Consider the following 14,976-nt stretch of genomic DNA (forward strand, 5'->3'; position numbering starts at 1 on the left):
TAACTCGATGCGCCCTAGCGAATTGCGCGGCCATAGCCGCGAGGTAGGCGGTGAGGCCAGCGGGCAAGATAAAGGCGAAGATGCCGTAGCCAGCGGCTCCCCCAATAGCGCTGACCAGTAGGACCAATCAAACCGCGCCGCTCCGAGCGGCGGGGACCCTGTGGCCTCTAACCCTATACGGGTGGTCGGGGCCCCCAATGTTCCTAGCGCCAGGGTCCGAAAACCCGGTAACGCGGTAACAGGTAACAGCCGGGATGAGCGATGCGAGCGGCCCGAAATTTCTCAGTCAAGCCGACTTTGCCCGTAGGCGCGGGGTCACCCGTAAGGCGGTAACTGGCTGGAAACAGAAAGGGTTACTGGTAGTTTCTGATGTAGGTTTGATCGACGTTGAAGCGTCGGAATGGAGCCTGGATCAGCGCCCTGCCACCTATCGCGGCGGTGTTACCCACCGACCAATCCGGGCCGCCCCCGGTAACACCGGTAACGCCCAGACGGGAGCGCCTCGTAAGGCCAGCGCAAGCCCTCCGTCGAGGGCTGCAGCAGCAATTCCACTCGCACCGCCGGCGGCATCCGAGGTCGAAGACGACCCGCTCGACTTCGACCCAGACGATCCCAACCTCGACCTTCAGGAGGCGGTTCGGCGCAAGGAGAACTTCCTCGGACTGCAGCGCAAGCAGGAGTACGAGTTAAAGCAGGGAAGCCTCGTCAATCGCGAGGCGGCTGAGAAACTCTTCTTCGACACTGCTCGTGATATCCGCGACGCCTGGCAGTCATGGCCGGCGCGTGTCGCAGTTGAGATGGCGGATGAGCTTAAGATAGATGCGCGCAAGCTCACCATGGTTCTGACCGAGTATGTCCAGAAGCATCTCGACGAGCTCGGAGAGCCGGAAGCAACCTTACCTCGACCTTGAGAGCCTTCTCCGAAACTGGCGGGCAGGCACGAGGCCCGCCCCTCAGGTCAACGTGGTCGAGTGGGCGGAGGAGTTCCGCAAGCTCAGCAAGGAATCGTCGAACGGCGGCAAGTTCATCACCTCGCGCGTCGAGGTGGCGCGTGGTCCGATGCTCGCGGCGACGGAGCCCGGCGTCAGCAAGATCACGCTGATGGCGTGTACGCAGCTACTGAAAACGACCGTGATCGAGAACATCCTCGGACGGTTCATTCACGTCGATCCCTGCCCCATCCTTGGGGTCCTGCCGAAGGACGATGCGGCAGAGACCTTTTCGAAGGACCGGCTGGCGCCCATGATCCGCGACACGAAGGTGTTGCGCGAGCTGTTCGGCGACGCCAAGGCCAAGGACGCCGGCGCGACCCTCACGCACAAGCAGTTCCCCGGCGGGCACATCACGCTCGTCGGCTCGAACAGCCCAACCAACCTTGCGATGCGGCCGATTCGGCTACTTGTGTGTGACGAGATCGACAAATATCCGCTCTCCGCCGGCGGCGAAGGCCCTCCGATCGACCTCGCCGAGGAGCGCCAGGCCGAGTTCTCGACGAATAGCCTTACCGTCCTCGCTTGTTCGCCCACCGTGGCGGGCCGGAGTGCGATCGAAGCCTCCTACGAGGAGGGCGATCAGCGTAAGGCCTTCGTCGAATGCCCGCATTGCCAGACCTGGCAGAGCCTCGAATGGGATCGGGTCCGCTTCGAGAAAGACGACGGCGGGAAGATCAATTCTTCAACCGCCCGCATCGAGTGTGTGTCATGTGAAAAGCCCTGGACCGAGTCGCAGCGCCTCGTAGCGTTGCGCCGGATCGAGTGGCGTCAGACCAAGACCTTCAGTTGTTGTGGGGAGCGACAGGCCCCTGAGCGCTGGGCGGCAACAGCCTTTGGGGTCCGGAGGGCCTTGTGCGCCCATTGCGGCGGAGAGGCAGTGCCGAATGAGCACGCCGGCTTTCAGGCGTCGAAGCTGTACGCACCGAAGCAATCAATCGTTCAAACCGTGGCGAAGTTCGCGCGCGCACTACGGCGAGGGCCGGGCGCCTTGGGGACCTTCTTCAACACACAGCTTGCCAGGACGTGGAAGGAAGGCGCCGAAGCTCCTGAATGGGAGGATGTCTACGCTCGCCGCGATCCGGATCCTTCCGGGACGGTCTCGTTGGCCGCTCTGGTCCTATTCGGCGGCGTCGACGTTCAGAAGGACCGGCTGGAGGTTGGTGTCTGGGGTTTCGGCCGTAACCGGGAGCGTTGGCTGATCGAGCATCGCGTGCTGATCGGCGCAACTAATCGCCCTGAGGTCTGGAAAGAGCTCGAGGCAATGTTCTCGGAGACCTGGGACCATGCCAGCGGCACCGAGATCGCCGTTCGGGATTGGGGCATCGATTCGAGCGGGTTCACTGCCGAGGTCTACGCCTTCGTCCGGTCTCAGGCTGGCCGTGGCAACGTCCAACGGCGCGTCCTACGCGAAGCACGGCTACCACACGAAGCTCGCCGCGGCCTTCGCGAAGTGGTCGAAGATCAAAGACACGGCTTGGACGCCTGAGCAGGATGCTGTCGGCAAGCCGGTTCCGATCCAACCAATCACCAATGCGCCAACGGCTCCGCTGACAGTGAAGGTGCCGCGGTCGCAGGGAACCCCCGGCGACCTCTCGACCCAGCCCTACGCTCCGTCGCCGGTCGCTTCTGCCACTGCCTCTACCCCTGCCGGCCCCCTCGTCCAGCCCGCGCCTCGGAACAGTGGCGTGCTGACGCCTGCGAAGCCGCTGCCGGAGCCGACGGTCCAGACAGGCGGCTTCTGGGCCTCGCTTCGCTCCCTCTTCACCAAAAAGGCATCGTGACATGGACGGCTGGCAATCCATCGCGGGACAGCTCGCACAGATCGGGCTTCCGGCCCTCGGTGGCCTCTTCGGTGGCCCGCTGGGCGGCACCATCGGCGGGCTTGTCGGTAAGGGTATCGCCGCTGCCCTGGGCGTAGAGGCAACCCCACAGGCCGTAGCCAGCGCAATCGAGGCTGACCCCGGCGCTGCCGCCGTGAAGCTGGCGCAGATCGAAGCGGAGACCAGGGCGCGTGATGCGGAACTGGCCGACATCGCCAATGCGCGCACGATGCAGATCGCGCTCGCTCAGACCCATTCCTGGGTCTCGAACATGCCGGCCATCGTGACGCTGCTCATCTTCGTCGCGTGGATCACGCTGACTGTGGCCCTCTACTTCGTTCAGGCGGAGATCCCCGAGCGCGTCTATCAGCTTCTCAGCCAAGCCTACGGCGCATCGAACCTCGCGCTTGGCACGGCCATCGCCTTCTGGCTCGGCTCCTCGCGCTCCTCGCAGATCAAGGAGAGCCAGATCACGGCGCTTCTGCCGGCGGCGACGCGGCGCTAGCCCGTGGGAGCTGTCGAGCAAGTCGCCGCCAAAGGCGCAGATCAGTTCTTCGACCGGGGCGTCCTCGGCCTGGTCTGTGTCCTGCTCATCCTCGCTATCATCGGGCTGTGCTTCGTCATCCGAGCGCAGGACCGGAAGCTTCAGAAGCTCAATGACGTGACGCTCGCCGACCGGGATCGCCTGATCAAGGCAATCGAGGCCGGTGAGACGGCCGTGGATGGCCTGACCGCCGCCATGCGTGGCGTCCAGACGACGCTCGAGGCTCGCGGGCAGACTGTCGGCGAGCTTTCTCATCAGATCGCGCTTCAGGGCCAGGAAGCGAGCCACAAGCTCGCCAACCTGAGCCAGGCCGTCTCGATGATCGCCGGGGCCGTCAAACGCGACCCAAACGGGGGCGCCCCATGAAATGGTGGAGGCGCATCATGCTCTTGTTCAACTGGCGCGTTGGTGGAGACGACCCCTCGGATCGGGTCGATGCAGCCTTTGCCCGCTACGACTCGGCGCAGCACCGTGCCGGCTCCGCGGGCAAGGATGTCCAGCGCGTCGCCGACGCCCAGACCAAGCGGCTGAAGGTCGATCAGGTCTCCATTCGGCAGCGCACAGCCGAGCAACAGGCCAAGGTCCACACCGGCCAAACCAGTGAGGTCGTCCATCTGGTGGACGACATGCTCCGAGGCATGGAGCGCCAGCGCAGTAGGGATGCAGGATCGTGATCTACAACGACGACCGACCTGAGCAGATCCGCGGTGCGATCTGGCTGACGGTGCTGTTCCTGGCCGTCATCTACGGCATCATCAACGCCTTCGTCCCCAACTCGGACATGAACATCGCCATCGGCGTCATGCAGGCGGCTGCAGCGACGATGGTAGTCTACATCTACGGCAGGGATGCCTGGGTGGCGCTGAAGGCCAAGCAGCCGAAGCGAACGGACTTCCTCATCGTCGGGATCGTCCTGGCGTGGCTCTCGACGGACGGACAGGCGATCTTGGCGGTCGTCTTCCGGCTCGCCGGGATGCCGGCTTGGTTCGTTAATTCCGAGATCTACGCGCCGATCCGTCTTCTGTCGGTGGTCGCCGCCGTGCTCCACATCAGCGCCCCTGGCGCGGTGGACGGTGTGGTCCCGAGGAAGAACCGGCTGGCGATGGGTGTAGGGCTCGGAGGGGCCGTCCTACTCGTCCTGGCGCTACTCTGGACCCGTCCAGACATCGGGCCGCTTCTCGAACGCACCCGGCCGTACATCTCGGACTTCTTCCAGACCGGCTCGGCTGGGGTGCCTGGAGGATCGCCAGCGTAGCCCACCCCAACATAGGAAGGCGACAGACCGATATGGCCTGATAGCGTCCAGCGTCCCGAGAAACTATGGCCACCGGATCCCGCCCGGCGAAAGCTGGAGCGGGGTTTTTCTCGTTGAAGACAAGCTCTGCCGACCTACATGCCAGCGTCCTGTCACAAGGAAGGACATCGAATGAAAGACCTGCGTTCCCTGGCGCTTGCCGCCTCGCTCATATGCGCTGGTTTGGCATCAACGGCTCAGGCCGCGCCGCTTGCACCTAACGCAGCCTCTCTCGGGCAGCCTGCTGCGGTCGAAACGGTTCAGTACCGCTACGGCTATGGTCATTCTCCGCAGCACATGTATCGCAAGCGTGTTCGCCGTCAGATGTTACAGGATCGTCGGTATGGTGCTCACCTGCGCCGCCAGGATCAGCATTACCGCCGCGCTCGCCGCTATGGGTACTGAGCCAACCACATCCGCCTAGGCATAAACCCGCCCGGCTCACGCCGCGGCGGGTTTTTCGTTTTCAATCAAACCAGCGACGGGGCGTAAATCCGTAGACGGCGAGGAGTGCCAGTATCACGAGTAGCCAGGGCATGTCGTTGGTAAGTGCGACGACCAGCAGACCGATGTAGACGGCTGCTGTGGAAACCATGATCGCAGCCACGTACAGGTTCACTGGGTTTCCATCCGTCTTCTCCTCAAGCCCGGCCGCCGTCAGGGCGGGGAAGGGGTGTCAGCGGCCGCTAAGCTGGGCATTCCCGAATCCATAGATTGCTGCGGCATCCCAGGTGCCGCCGTTTCTGTTTTGACGCGGGGCCTTCACGGGACTGCGGCATTCTGGCATCTCCCCGGCCATGCCGAAGAAGCCCGCCCTTACCGCCTACCTTGTGGCGAACCAGCAGCCGGACGGCACTGACAACGTGTGGGCGATCCTAGCAAAGACGGTGGCGGACGCGCTTGAGATAGCGGAAGCGCAGGAGCCCGGCAGGACGGAGCCTCGCATCGTCGGCACACTCGGCGCCATGAGCGTAAAGCGTATGCGGCTCAAGCCGGGCGAGGCGCGGATTATCTGAAAGCAGACATCAGGGAACACTGTTTCTGATTTGACCAACAATAATATTGGCGATCACAATTAATGTGATCGTAAATAATCAGGAAAGGCCTCATAAAGCCGACTTCGAATGCGAAGAATTTACGCACCGGTGATTAAATCGCTGCGGATTTATCCCGCACTAATCTGGTAAGCTTATGTTCCGTCTATCCAATCTGGGAAAAGACCCTTTTCCAGAGTCACCTCAAGACATCCGCTGCTACGTAGTCAAACTACGTTGCGACATTCGTGCAGGAGTAGCGCAGAGCCGCGCGCTTTTAAGGGAGTCGAGGGAGATCCTTCGTGAAATCTCGTGTCTGAAGATGAACTACGAATACTCTCCGGTAGCGCCGCCCGACACCACCGCCCCCCTAATCGACGGGCCGGAACAACTCAATAAACCTCAGTCCGTCCCATAGCTCGACCGCGTGACCGTCTACCATCGCCTTTGCGCGTTCGATGGCTTCGTCATCATCCTGAACGGAGATGCGAACCATGCCAATCACAGCTCCGGTCTTTGCAAGCAGGAGCACGCGATAGGCAGAGGGCCGTCGCTCGCTAAGGGCATCCATGCGGGATCCAAGTGTGTCGGGCATCGCATCGCTCTCCTAGTGGAGGCGGGAGCGCACGACTCTCTCAGTCATCGGAGCCAAGGGTAGAGGCCGGTGATGGGCAACCTTAGCCATTAAGTATGGATCTGCACAGAGGTCATTGCCGCTCGTTGGAGCATTACGCTCAATAAGACAGGCGATGTTATCGCTCTCCCGCTCCCGAAAGCAGCTTCTCGACCGTTGCCAAGGCATTCTCGTGAGCCTTGGCTTCCGTTGGCAAGCTACGATCTGAGCGTTGGACAAGCTTCCCATTCTTGCGAAGCGCCCACTGATACGAACCACCCTCCGCCTTCGGTGGAAGGATCTCGATAGTGTATGGGTGGATCGACGTCTCGTTCATCGTCGCACCATGCCACGGCCGCGTGACTGCTCCTAGGCCGGATTAATTCCGTCAGGTTTTAAAACTTAGATACTGCCCGCGGATTGCGCCGCAGCTGTCGTAACCGACCAGCGGAACCAGCCCGTGTTGCCCTGCGACCCGCCTCAACCGTCATTCGGAGGCGCGACGGGTCGGGTACGCGCCGCGAACGTTCGCCCGACCCGCTTTTATGGCCTGGGTTAATTGGCAGTGCCAGTCTTGCGAGGCCGAGCGACCTTCTTAGGCTTTTCTGGGACGGGGGTAGCCTTTTCAACGACGGCCTCTTCCGGCGCGACAGCCTTCGACTTGGCCGCACCATTACGCTGCTGCCCGAGACCGAGTTGCTTAGCCAGGGCAGACCTTGCAGCCGAGTAGCCGGCTGAGGTCATCGGGTAATCGGCAGGCAGGCCATGCTTCGCGCGGTAAGTCTCCGGGGTCAGACCGCGGAGCGTTAGATGCCGCTTCATCGTCCTGTAGGGCTTGCCATCCTCGAAGCTGATGAGGTGGTCTGGCGTGATCGACTTCTTGATCTGAGCCGGCGTTGCCTTCTGGATTTTGTCCGCCTCCAGCGCGCTAGATCCACCGCTGGAAAGGCCGCTGATGGCGGCGTGCACGCTGCTTAGTAGGTCGGCCAGCGCTCCGACTGGGACCGAGTTGTTGGAGACGTAGGCGGCGACGATGTCGGCCGTGAGTTCGATGTAATTTGCCTGAAAATCTCGAGTGTTGTCAGCCATAACGTTTTCTCTGAGGACAGTGGACGCCCCTTACAGTAAGTTTGGTATGAAACACAACATTTCTAACGATCAGAACTCACGTAGTTTGTTGGATAGCGGCTCCCTGAAGCGATCAACTCCGGTCAGAGCTGCGGAAATCGACATGGCACGGCGCTTCAGCAAGGCCGGCGTCATCGCGACCGCTTTTGCGCTGCCGGAAAAGGGCTCTCGCGCCCTTATCGATTAGCTCCACCGCAGGCGCAGCGCTCCACTGATGACGGCGATGGACGAGTGCAATCGGTGCTTCGGTCGCGGTGCTATCGTGCCGGCCCAGGCGGGTCTGGAAAAGAAGCGGACCTGGTCAACTAAGTTCGAGATGCGCCGCCCACGTTACACGACGCGAGTGTCAGAATTGCCGACAGCCAGGGCCTACCGCCTCTTCGCCCAGATCGGCACCGCGCCAATCGGCCGGCCGGGGACGTTCCGAAAATACCGCGTCCGCGCGAAGCGGATGAAGTCGGGATGAACCTCTGTCACGAGGTCGCCACTCAGAACCATGGCCCCGCAAAAGTCGGAGCGGATCACGCCGAGGTCAGGATGCACGCCGAATAACTGCAGCGTCGTCCAGCCCAGCCGCCCAGCCTCGTCGGCGTGCTTGTCGAGGAAGTGGAGGGACGCAGCGTGAATGGCCGGCCAAGTGGTAGGCGTCAGGCCAGAGCATGGCACCACGCTCGGCTTCAGGTTCAGGAAGGCTTCACGCCATGCCTGGGGCGAGTTCGGTTCGATCTTGAAGGCGGGCGAAGCTGACATCGCCACGGGATAGGGGAGGGCGAGCCCCGTCGCTATGTCTGGGATGCCACAGGCGGCGAGGGGGTGAAACGAAGCCGCTCGGCATCTTGGGGTGGGACATGCGACTTGACCAATGGAGCGGCAGGTTTAGAGTTGCACGCGCTTAAAACTAGCAATAGCAAGTCTTCGAAGGCCTTTGCGGTTGATGATTATTTCCTTTACGTACCATACAACAACTGTGCTAAACGTACCCGCAGAACGAAGTTAAGTCTGGCGCCGACACTTGTCGAGCGACTATCGATGCATTTATTGATGTCAATCAAATTATTTAACAAGGACGCGCAAACATTGGACAAGCATAGCGATAATGCGGCCCATCAACATGGCGGCAGAGCCAAGGCAATCATTGAAACATTAACGTTTATTATAATCGGCGCATCTTTTCTCATCTCACTTTATCAAACTAAAAAAATATCAGAGAGCTTAGATACAAGTAATAGAGCAATCAATGGAACCATCTGGGCTGCCATCGTCACTCAGAGTCTAGAGGTTAATAAAGTATTTATTGCTGAACCTCATATGCAAAAATATTTCTATAGCAATGTAGATATAAATGATGCTGACGTAAATTTTGAGAAAGCATCAGCCATAGCGACATTGATGATTGATTATTTTGCAGCTGTTATGGATTTTTACTCCGAGGATGTCGATACTACACCACAAAACGAAGTAACAAGAATTAATTGGAGAAAAAGTTTTGTAGGCATATTTAAAAGAAGTCCGCTGCTATGCAGGCATTATGACGCCAACTCAGCTTATTTTGCCGAGATGATACGCGAAATAAGTAAGGAAGGCTGCAAGAAATAGCAAACGACTTAGCTTTATCTCGTCGAAAGCCCTAGCCTTTTCATTTGGCCTTCTCCCTCTCCATCTTCTCGGCCAAGGCCTTCAGCGCCTCAGCATACACCCCAACCTGATCCTTTGGGATGAACGCGCCCGTTTGGGTCATCGTGGCGAGGCGGGCGGCTGTGGCGCGGAGGTCGGTGGGGGTGTTCATGAGGCTAGGGTAGGCGCGGGGATGCGGCGGGCAAGGGTCACTGTGGATGCCGACCAAGCCGCTATGTCTGGGATGCCGCATGCGACGGAACCGAACTTCCGAGGTCGCTGCTTACCGAAATCGATTTTCGCGTGGTGCTTACCATACGCTTACCGGAGGCGCTGGCCGGTAAGCAGGAAGTGAGCTAAGTGTTGGTGCCGCAAGAGGGATTCGAACCCCCGACCCCCTCATTACGAATGAGGTGCTCTACCAGCTGAGCTATTGCGGCGAGATCCGTAGTGCGACGGCTGGTGTCGCTTCGGATCGTTGCGGCTTCATATCCGCACGCTCGACCGATGGCAAGGCGGCCCGCGTCGTCTTCGTGATGCAACTGTGCCACGGACGGTGCATCACGGTCCCGCGATGCGCCATGCTGCCTTGACGCGGAGCGATGCGGCTTCGAAGGCTCGCGGCACGTTTCAGGAAAAGCCATGTCCCTCATCGCCCGCTTGCGTGCCTATGCTGCCGACGCGTTCGGCCTGTCCGCGAGCCCGGACGATTCGGAAGCTGTAGATGAGCGCTTGGCGGCGATTGCCCTTCTCGTCCATGTGGCACGGGTGGATGGAGTTCTCGACGGGGCCGAGTCGGAGCGGCTCTGCCGCCTGGTCGAGGGACGCTATGCCGGCAACCGCGAGGAGGCCGAAGCGCTGATCGCTCGCGCGGCCGGTGTCGATGCCCAGACCCGCGACATGGCGCTGCTCGTGGAAATGATGGGCCACGAGTTCGGCGAGACGGAGCGCGCGCGGCTGCTCTCCATGGCATGGTCGGTGGCCGGCGCCGATGGCACGGTTCATGAGTTCGAAGAGGCGTTGGTCTGGCGGCTCGGTCGCCTGCTCCGGTTCGATGACACGGCGATCCGTCTCGCCAGGGCCGGCGCAGAATCGGGGGCGGTCTCCTAGCGGCAGCTCGGCAGACGATCCTCGGCTTCGCCGGGCCGGATCAGGCCGGAAGAAAGAATCGCGGCGCGATGATCGTCAGCTTCACCTTGATCCTCCTGGCCCAACTCGTCGGAGAGGTGCTCGCACGTGCCACGGCCCTCTCAGTCCCGGGTCCGGTCATCGGGATGGCACTGCTTCTCCTGTTCATGGTGTTGCGCGACCGCTGGTCCGGCATTGCCTCACGCGTCCTCGCTGCGCCCCTCGTGGACGGCACCCTGGAGCGCTCCGGGAAAGGGCTGCTCGCCCATCTGTCGCTGATGTTCATCCCGGCTGGCGCCGGTATCGTCGGACGGCTCGACGTGCTCGAAGCTCACGGCGTGGCGCTGGCCTGCGTCGTTGTCGTCTCGACATTGGCAACCCTTACGGCGACGGCGCTCACCTTCGTCGCCGTCAAGCGTTGGGTCGCCCCGGGGAGGGAGCCATGACCGGCGATTTCGCGCTCTGGGTCTATCTCTCGCGCACGCCCCTGCTGTGGCTGACCGTGACTCTGATGGTCTATGCGGTGGCCGACCGCATCGCCACGGCAACGAACAGGCATCCTCTGGCGAATCCCGTAGTCGTCGCCATCATCCTGATGGCTGGCGTGCTTAAGCTGACCGGAACGCCCTACGCGACTTATTTCGACGGTGCCCAATTCGTCCACTTCCTGCTCGGGCCCGCCACCGTGGCCCTGGCGATCCCGCTCTACGAATATCGCGCCACGGTGATCCGCTCGCTGGCGCCAATGCTGGCAGCTCTCCTCGTAGGCTCCGTCGTAGCTCTCATCTCTGCCGTGACCTTGGGCACGGCCTTCGGCATCCCGCACGACGTCATCATCGCCCTCGTCCCGAAATCGGTGACGACCGGTGTCGCGATGGGGATTGCTCAGAATCTCGGCGGTGATCCGACCCTCGCAGCCGTGCTGGTGATGTTGACGGGTATGACCGGTGGAATCCTGGTGACGCCGCTCATGAATCTGCTCCGCATTCAGGACATGCGGGCACGAGGCTTCGCCGCCGGTCTCGCCGCGCACGGTGTCGGCACCGCACGGGCGTTTCAGGTCAACGAGGTGGCGGGTGCTTTCGCGGGTATCGCACTCGGTCTCAACGCCTTCATCACGGCGATCCTCGCACCGCTCGCCGTGACGTTTTTGCGCTGACGTCACCCCCCTATTTGGCGAGCGCAGCTTCAGTAATTTCTGTCGGGATGAAGCGGCCGTCCTGGCCCGATTTCATGTCGATGCGCGTGTCGTGAAGGGCGTGCAGCGTCGAGCGATGGCCGATGGAAACGATGGTCGTCCCCGGCAACCGCTCGCGCAGCATGCGGTAGATGCCAGCTTCGCTCGGCTCGTCGAGGGCGGCGGTGGATTCGTCGAGGAAAAGCCACGCGGGCTTCGCCAGCACGGCGCGGGCGATGGCCAAACGCTGCTGTTCACCGCCGGACAGGCGCTGGTCCCAGGCATCGATCTCGTCGAGACGGTCGGCCAGCTGCGGCAGTTGCGCGGCAATCAAGGCTTCGCGGATCGCCTCGTCGGAGAACTGGTCGGTGGTGCTGGGATAGACCACCGCGCCACGCAGGGTTCCGAGTGGAATATACGGCCGCTGCGGCAGCACCAGCGCCGACTGACCTTCGGGCACGTCGATCCGGCCCTTGCCGAACGGCCAGATCCCGGCGATCGCACGGAACAGGGTCGACTTGCCCGATCCAGACGGGCCGGTGACGAGAGTGGCGGTACCCTTGGTGAGGGTGAACGACTTGGCGGAGACGATCTCACGACCATCGGGCAGCGCCAGGGTCATGCCGGACGCCGTCACGGCCGGGCCCGGTCCACTGCCCTGCACCAAGCCGTATCCGGCACCGGACAGGGCCTCCGCCTTCGTCATCGCCCGCTTGAATGACGTCAGGCGGTTGGTATTGGCGCGGTACGACGCGATGGTGGTGTAGGAATCGATGAAGAAGGACAGGGAACCCTGGACGCTGCTGAAGGCGTTCGCCGTCTGCTGGAACTGGCCGAGGGTGATTTTCTTCAGGAAGTAGGATGGAGCGGCGAGGATGTAGGGAAACACCACGCTGATCTGGTTGTAGGACAGGGTGAAGCTGCCGATCTTGATCCGCCGGTAAATGATGGCGAGGTAGTTCTCGATGATCTCCCGGAACAGCTCGCGCAGGCGCAAGGTCTCCGACCGCTCACCGCGCAGCAGGGCAATCTGCTCGGAATAGATCCTGGTCCGCGCGAGTGAGAAGCGAAAATCGGCCTCTACCTTTTCCTGCCGGAAGTCGAGACCGATGAGCGGGCGGCCGATGAGATGGGTCAGCCAAGTTCCGACCACCGCGTAGACGATGACCAGCCACACCAGGAAGCCGGGCACTACCATGTCGGTGAAGGGAAGAACGAAATCCCGCGACAGCCCCCAAAGGATAACCATGAAGGAAACCAGGGTAGCGGCCTGGGACAGGAGCCGGATCGACAGGCTCGTCGTCTGCTGGATGAAGAGGTTGACGTCGCTCTGGATGCGCTGATCCGGGTTGTCGGCCGGTTCGTCGGTGAAGGGTATGCGGTAATGCGTGCCCCCATCGAGCCAGCGACTGTAGAGGCTGCGTGCGAGCCAAGTGCGCCAGCGGATATGCAGCGAAGCATCGACGAAAGTGTCGAACATGCCGATGATGACCCAGATCGTCGCAAGAGGCACGAAGATCCAGACGAGCTGATACCAGAATGCGTCGGCGTTATACTCTTGCAGCGCGTTGAAGAGGTCGCGGTACCAGAAGTTCAGGCGCAGTTGTAGCGCAACCTGCGCAAAGGTGATGAAGATCGAAAGCGCAACGAGGCGCCGTGCGACCCGGCCTTCGGTACTGCCGAAGAAACGGAACGGTCGGATTTCCCGGTTCGGCTCCTCGCGTGCGGCGAAGAACGGATCCGCGATACGAGTGATCGCGCGGATGGGTTCGAGATGGGAAATTCCGAACACGATACCTGCGAAGACCACCGCGCCCGTGGCCGCGAAGGCAGGCGGCAGCAGTGCCGCCAGCGTCTCCGGCAGAAAACCGGATGCTGCAAGTTGCTTAGCACCGGCTAGGAACAAATACCCGATACCGTAGACGGAAACGAACACCTTGAGATAATCTGAGAGCTTGGCGGAGGCAAAAAGGATCACCACCATCGCGAAGCCGCTGAGGCTGACGTAGAGCGGTGTCGAGGTGCCCGGCAGGATCAGAAGAACGAGGGCAAAGAGCGCCGTTATGGCGGCCTGCAGGCCGAGGCCTGTCCTGAGTACGGCCACGCGCGTCTCCTCAACTCGGTAAATTCAAATGTGCGAATTGGTCTTCGCCCGCCGGATTAGCACCCGATCGTGACGGCGGCAGTGACGGCCGGTCGTGGCGAGATCGTGGCGAGGGCTTCACCCGCCGGATGCGTCAGATCGGATCAGGGCCAATCCCAGTCGCCGTAAGCGGGCTCGCGACAGCGGTACCCCACGGGGCATTCCAGATTATCGCGGGTCGGGACGAAACGGAGCTCGGCGATTTCCGTCAGGCCGCAAAGGCTGCGATCGCTGACGAAGCGTTCCGTCTTTACCGGCTGCTCCCCCCTGCCGGACCTATCCGCCTTGCCCACGGACCAGGACAGGACCGCCGATCCGTCGCGCTTCACGAGCGCCATCGCGTCCGCGCAGGACATCCGCGGAGTGGAGGGAGGCGTCTGAGCGCCGGCCGAGGTGGCGATGACGACGCAGACGGCGATGGCGAGGCGTCTCGTCACGATGGATCTGCGCGCTGGTATGTTTCTCACAAGCTTGAGCATGGCAGTTTTGGCAAGCGACGGGAAGGCCTTGCCGTTCGCTCGCCCTATTCCCGGAGTCTATCCACCGCTATCAAACGCACCGAGACAGAATAATCACACACCTGTCCTGACGAGAGCCAACTTTGAGAATGATAACGGCCTGCATGTCGGACGGGGTGGGGGATCGAATGTCGCGGAATAGTGAGGTGGTGGGTGCCGCCGAGAAATTGGCGCGCACGGGATTGGCTCGGCCTCAGGGTCGGGCTTGACGGGAGACAACGATGGCCGCCGGCATCGAAAGCGAGGATATGAGAAACGAGGACGGCACGCCGTCAGTGACGGTGACCGGACCGTCGGGAGGGTCGCGCCGTGCCTTGATACTCCCAGTATCCCTCGCCATGGGCTGGGGCGTTCTCCTCGGCTACAGCACAGTTCTGTTGACGAACGATACACCTGTCCGCCCTGAGACCGGCACGGCACAGGCTGCCTTGAACGAGCCGGGTCCGTTCGAGAACACGGCGGCATCCTCACGCCTGCCCCGTGCCAATGCGCCCTGGTCGGATGTGGGGCTTGGCTCTGCTCACGCTGGAGCGCCTGCCCGGGACAGGCTCGCTGCATCCCCTGCCCAGCCAGGCATCCGGCCGGTCGCGCTCAAGCAGGATACGGAAGTGACGCCCCGCGCCGATGCCCCCGCTGCCGCTTCTCCACCGATCGAGGCGGCGGCTTATATCGGCGTCTGGGGGCCGAACGAGGTGGCATGCCGCCGCGGCGCGCGGCGCCGTGGATACATTCCGGCGCGGATCACCGAGAATGGCGCGCGGGCGGGAAACACCGTCTGTACCTTCCGCGACGGGCGGCGCATGGGCGCGAGTTGGAGCGTGGCGGCATCCTGCAGCGATGGCGGCCGGCGCTGGACATCCCAAGTGAAGCTGATCGTCGAAGGCGACCGTCTGACATGGTCGAGCGCCAAGGGCGACGCCTCTTACGTCCGGTGCAATCGCCGCGCAGGGTAAACACCGCCGATACTGAAG

21 protein-coding genes and 1 tRNA gene are annotated in these 14,976 nt (G+C 61.9%); 14 read left to right on the plus strand and 8 right to left on the minus strand.

What is annotated here, in order from left to right; translation table 11 throughout:
- Positions 1 to 254 precede the first annotated feature (254 nt).
- The 7 genes from RQI43_RS08110 (at position 255) to RQI43_RS08140 (ending at position 5,055) form a co-directional block, all read left to right on the plus strand.
- Complete coding sequence (locus RQI43_RS08110; RefSeq protein WP_311274824.1) at positions 255 to 911, plus strand: hypothetical protein; 657 nt, start codon at positions 255 to 257, stop codon at positions 909 to 911.
- A complete protein-coding gene (locus RQI43_RS08115; RefSeq protein WP_311274825.1) occupies positions 853 to 2,478 on the plus strand; it encodes a terminase gpA endonuclease subunit in 1,626 nt (541 codons plus the stop codon). The genes RQI43_RS08110 and RQI43_RS08115 overlap by 59 nt, the downstream gene beginning before the upstream one ends.
- A 296-nt stretch (positions 2,479 to 2,774) precedes the next feature.
- Complete coding sequence (locus RQI43_RS08120) at positions 2,775 to 3,317, plus strand: hypothetical protein (RefSeq protein WP_311274826.1); 543 nt, start codon at positions 2,775 to 2,777, stop codon at positions 3,315 to 3,317.
- 3 nt (positions 3,318 to 3,320) lie between these two features.
- On the plus strand, positions 3,321 to 3,722 hold the full coding sequence (locus RQI43_RS08125; RefSeq protein ID WP_311274827.1) for a hypothetical protein: 402 nt from the start codon (positions 3,321 to 3,323) through the stop codon (positions 3,720 to 3,722).
- A gap of 17 nt (positions 3,723 to 3,739) precedes the next feature.
- Entirely contained in the window at positions 3,740 to 4,030 is a 291-nt protein-coding gene (locus RQI43_RS08130; RefSeq protein WP_311274828.1) for a hypothetical protein, read from the plus strand.
- Positions 4,027 to 4,611: a hypothetical protein gene (locus RQI43_RS08135; RefSeq protein WP_311274829.1), complete on the plus strand. Its 585-nt coding sequence runs from the start codon at positions 4,027 to 4,029 to the stop codon at positions 4,609 to 4,611. The genes RQI43_RS08130 and RQI43_RS08135 overlap by 4 nt, the downstream gene beginning before the upstream one ends.
- 171 nt (positions 4,612 to 4,782) lie before the next feature.
- The gene (locus tag RQI43_RS08140) at positions 4,783 to 5,055 is read left to right on the plus strand and encodes a hypothetical protein (RefSeq protein ID WP_311274830.1); all 273 of its coding nucleotides are present in this window, start codon (positions 4,783 to 4,785) and stop codon (positions 5,053 to 5,055) included.
- Positions 5,056 to 5,116: 61 nt separating this feature from the next.
- Here the strand turns inward: RQI43_RS08140 and RQI43_RS08145 are convergent, their stop codons facing one another.
- A complete protein-coding gene (locus tag RQI43_RS08145; RefSeq protein WP_311274831.1) occupies positions 5,117 to 5,269 on the minus strand; it encodes a hypothetical protein in 153 nt (50 codons plus the stop codon).
- A gap of 178 nt (positions 5,270 to 5,447) precedes the next feature.
- Between RQI43_RS08145 and RQI43_RS08150 the strand changes: the two genes are divergently transcribed.
- On the plus strand, positions 5,448 to 5,666 hold the full coding sequence (locus RQI43_RS08150; protein ID WP_311274832.1) for a hypothetical protein: 219 nt from the start codon (positions 5,448 to 5,450) through the stop codon (positions 5,664 to 5,666).
- A 388-nt stretch (positions 5,667 to 6,054) separates the two neighbouring features.
- Here RQI43_RS08150 and RQI43_RS08155 read toward each other — a convergent pair whose 3' ends face one another.
- Together RQI43_RS08155 and RQI43_RS08160 are read right to left on the minus strand one after the other, a co-directional pair.
- Positions 6,055 to 6,279 (minus strand): hypothetical protein, encoded by a 225-nt coding sequence (locus RQI43_RS08155; RefSeq protein ID WP_156467678.1) that lies wholly within the window; start codon positions 6,277 to 6,279, stop codon positions 6,055 to 6,057.
- 573 nt (positions 6,280 to 6,852) lie between these two features.
- Positions 6,853 to 7,386: a MucR family transcriptional regulator gene (locus RQI43_RS08160; protein WP_311274833.1), complete on the minus strand. Its 534-nt coding sequence runs from the start codon at positions 7,384 to 7,386 to the stop codon at positions 6,853 to 6,855.
- Between the two features lie 253 nt (positions 7,387 to 7,639).
- Here RQI43_RS08160 and RQI43_RS08165 point away from each other — a divergent pair, with 253 nt between their 5' ends.
- Positions 7,640 to 7,891: a DUF4113 domain-containing protein gene (locus RQI43_RS08165; RefSeq protein WP_311274834.1), complete on the plus strand. Its 252-nt coding sequence runs from the start codon at positions 7,640 to 7,642 to the stop codon at positions 7,889 to 7,891.
- On the opposite strand, the gene RQI43_RS08170 is transcribed toward RQI43_RS08165, so the two are convergent.
- On the minus strand, positions 7,795 to 8,175 hold the full coding sequence (locus RQI43_RS08170) for a hypothetical protein (RefSeq protein ID WP_311274835.1): 381 nt from the start codon (positions 8,173 to 8,175) through the stop codon (positions 7,795 to 7,797). The genes RQI43_RS08165 and RQI43_RS08170 overlap by 97 nt on opposite strands.
- 105 nt (positions 8,176 to 8,280) lie before the next feature.
- Between RQI43_RS08170 and RQI43_RS08175 the strand changes: the two genes are divergently transcribed.
- Positions 8,281 to 9,021, plus strand: a complete 741-nt coding sequence (locus RQI43_RS08175) for a hypothetical protein (RefSeq protein ID WP_311274836.1) — start codon at positions 8,281 to 8,283, stop codon at positions 9,019 to 9,021.
- Positions 9,022 to 9,061: 40 nt separating this feature from the next.
- Here RQI43_RS08175 and RQI43_RS08180 read toward each other — a convergent pair whose 3' ends face one another.
- Together RQI43_RS08180 and RQI43_RS08185 are read right to left on the minus strand one after the other, a co-directional pair.
- On the minus strand, positions 9,062 to 9,211 hold the full coding sequence (locus tag RQI43_RS08180; RefSeq protein ID WP_311274837.1) for a hypothetical protein: 150 nt from the start codon (positions 9,209 to 9,211) through the stop codon (positions 9,062 to 9,064).
- Positions 9,212 to 9,403: 192 nt separating this feature from the next.
- Positions 9,404 to 9,479, minus strand: a tRNA-Thr gene (locus RQI43_RS08185).
- A gap of 202 nt (positions 9,480 to 9,681) precedes the next feature.
- Between RQI43_RS08185 and RQI43_RS08190 the strand changes: the two genes are divergently transcribed.
- The 3 genes from RQI43_RS08190 (at position 9,682) to RQI43_RS08200 (ending at position 11,326) form a co-directional block, all read left to right on the plus strand.
- Positions 9,682 to 10,149, plus strand: coding sequence for a TerB family tellurite resistance protein (locus RQI43_RS08190; protein ID WP_056424570.1), 468 nt, complete (start codon positions 9,682 to 9,684; stop codon positions 10,147 to 10,149).
- A gap of 68 nt (positions 10,150 to 10,217) precedes the next feature.
- Positions 10,218 to 10,613 (plus strand): CidA/LrgA family protein, encoded by a 396-nt coding sequence (locus RQI43_RS08195; protein WP_311274838.1) that lies wholly within the window; start codon positions 10,218 to 10,220, stop codon positions 10,611 to 10,613.
- On the plus strand, positions 10,610 to 11,326 hold the full coding sequence (locus RQI43_RS08200; RefSeq protein WP_056424577.1) for an LrgB family protein: 717 nt from the start codon (positions 10,610 to 10,612) through the stop codon (positions 11,324 to 11,326). The genes RQI43_RS08195 and RQI43_RS08200 overlap by 4 nt, the downstream gene beginning before the upstream one ends.
- A 10-nt stretch (positions 11,327 to 11,336) precedes the next feature.
- Here RQI43_RS08200 and RQI43_RS08205 read toward each other — a convergent pair whose 3' ends face one another.
- Both RQI43_RS08205 and RQI43_RS08210 read right to left on the minus strand, forming a co-directional pair.
- Positions 11,337 to 13,448 carry an ABC transporter ATP-binding protein/permease gene (locus RQI43_RS08205; RefSeq protein WP_311274839.1) on the minus strand — a complete coding sequence of 704 codons (2,112 nt, stop codon included), beginning with the start codon at positions 13,446 to 13,448 and terminating at the stop codon, positions 11,337 to 11,339.
- Positions 13,449 to 13,591: 143 nt separating this feature from the next.
- Complete coding sequence (locus RQI43_RS08210; RefSeq protein WP_311274840.1) at positions 13,592 to 13,924, minus strand: hypothetical protein; 333 nt, start codon at positions 13,922 to 13,924, stop codon at positions 13,592 to 13,594.
- Positions 13,925 to 14,226: 302 nt separating this feature from the next.
- Here RQI43_RS08210 and RQI43_RS08215 point away from each other — a divergent pair, with 302 nt between their 5' ends.
- Entirely contained in the window at positions 14,227 to 14,958 is a 732-nt protein-coding gene (locus RQI43_RS08215) for a hypothetical protein (RefSeq protein WP_311274841.1), read from the plus strand.
- The last annotated feature ends 18 nt before the right edge of the window (positions 14,959 to 14,976 follow it).

The sequence above is a fragment of the Methylobacterium sp. WCS2018Hpa-22 genome (assembly GCF_031843785.1).
In the GTDB taxonomy this organism is placed as follows: domain Bacteria; phylum Pseudomonadota; class Alphaproteobacteria; order Rhizobiales; family Beijerinckiaceae; genus Methylobacterium.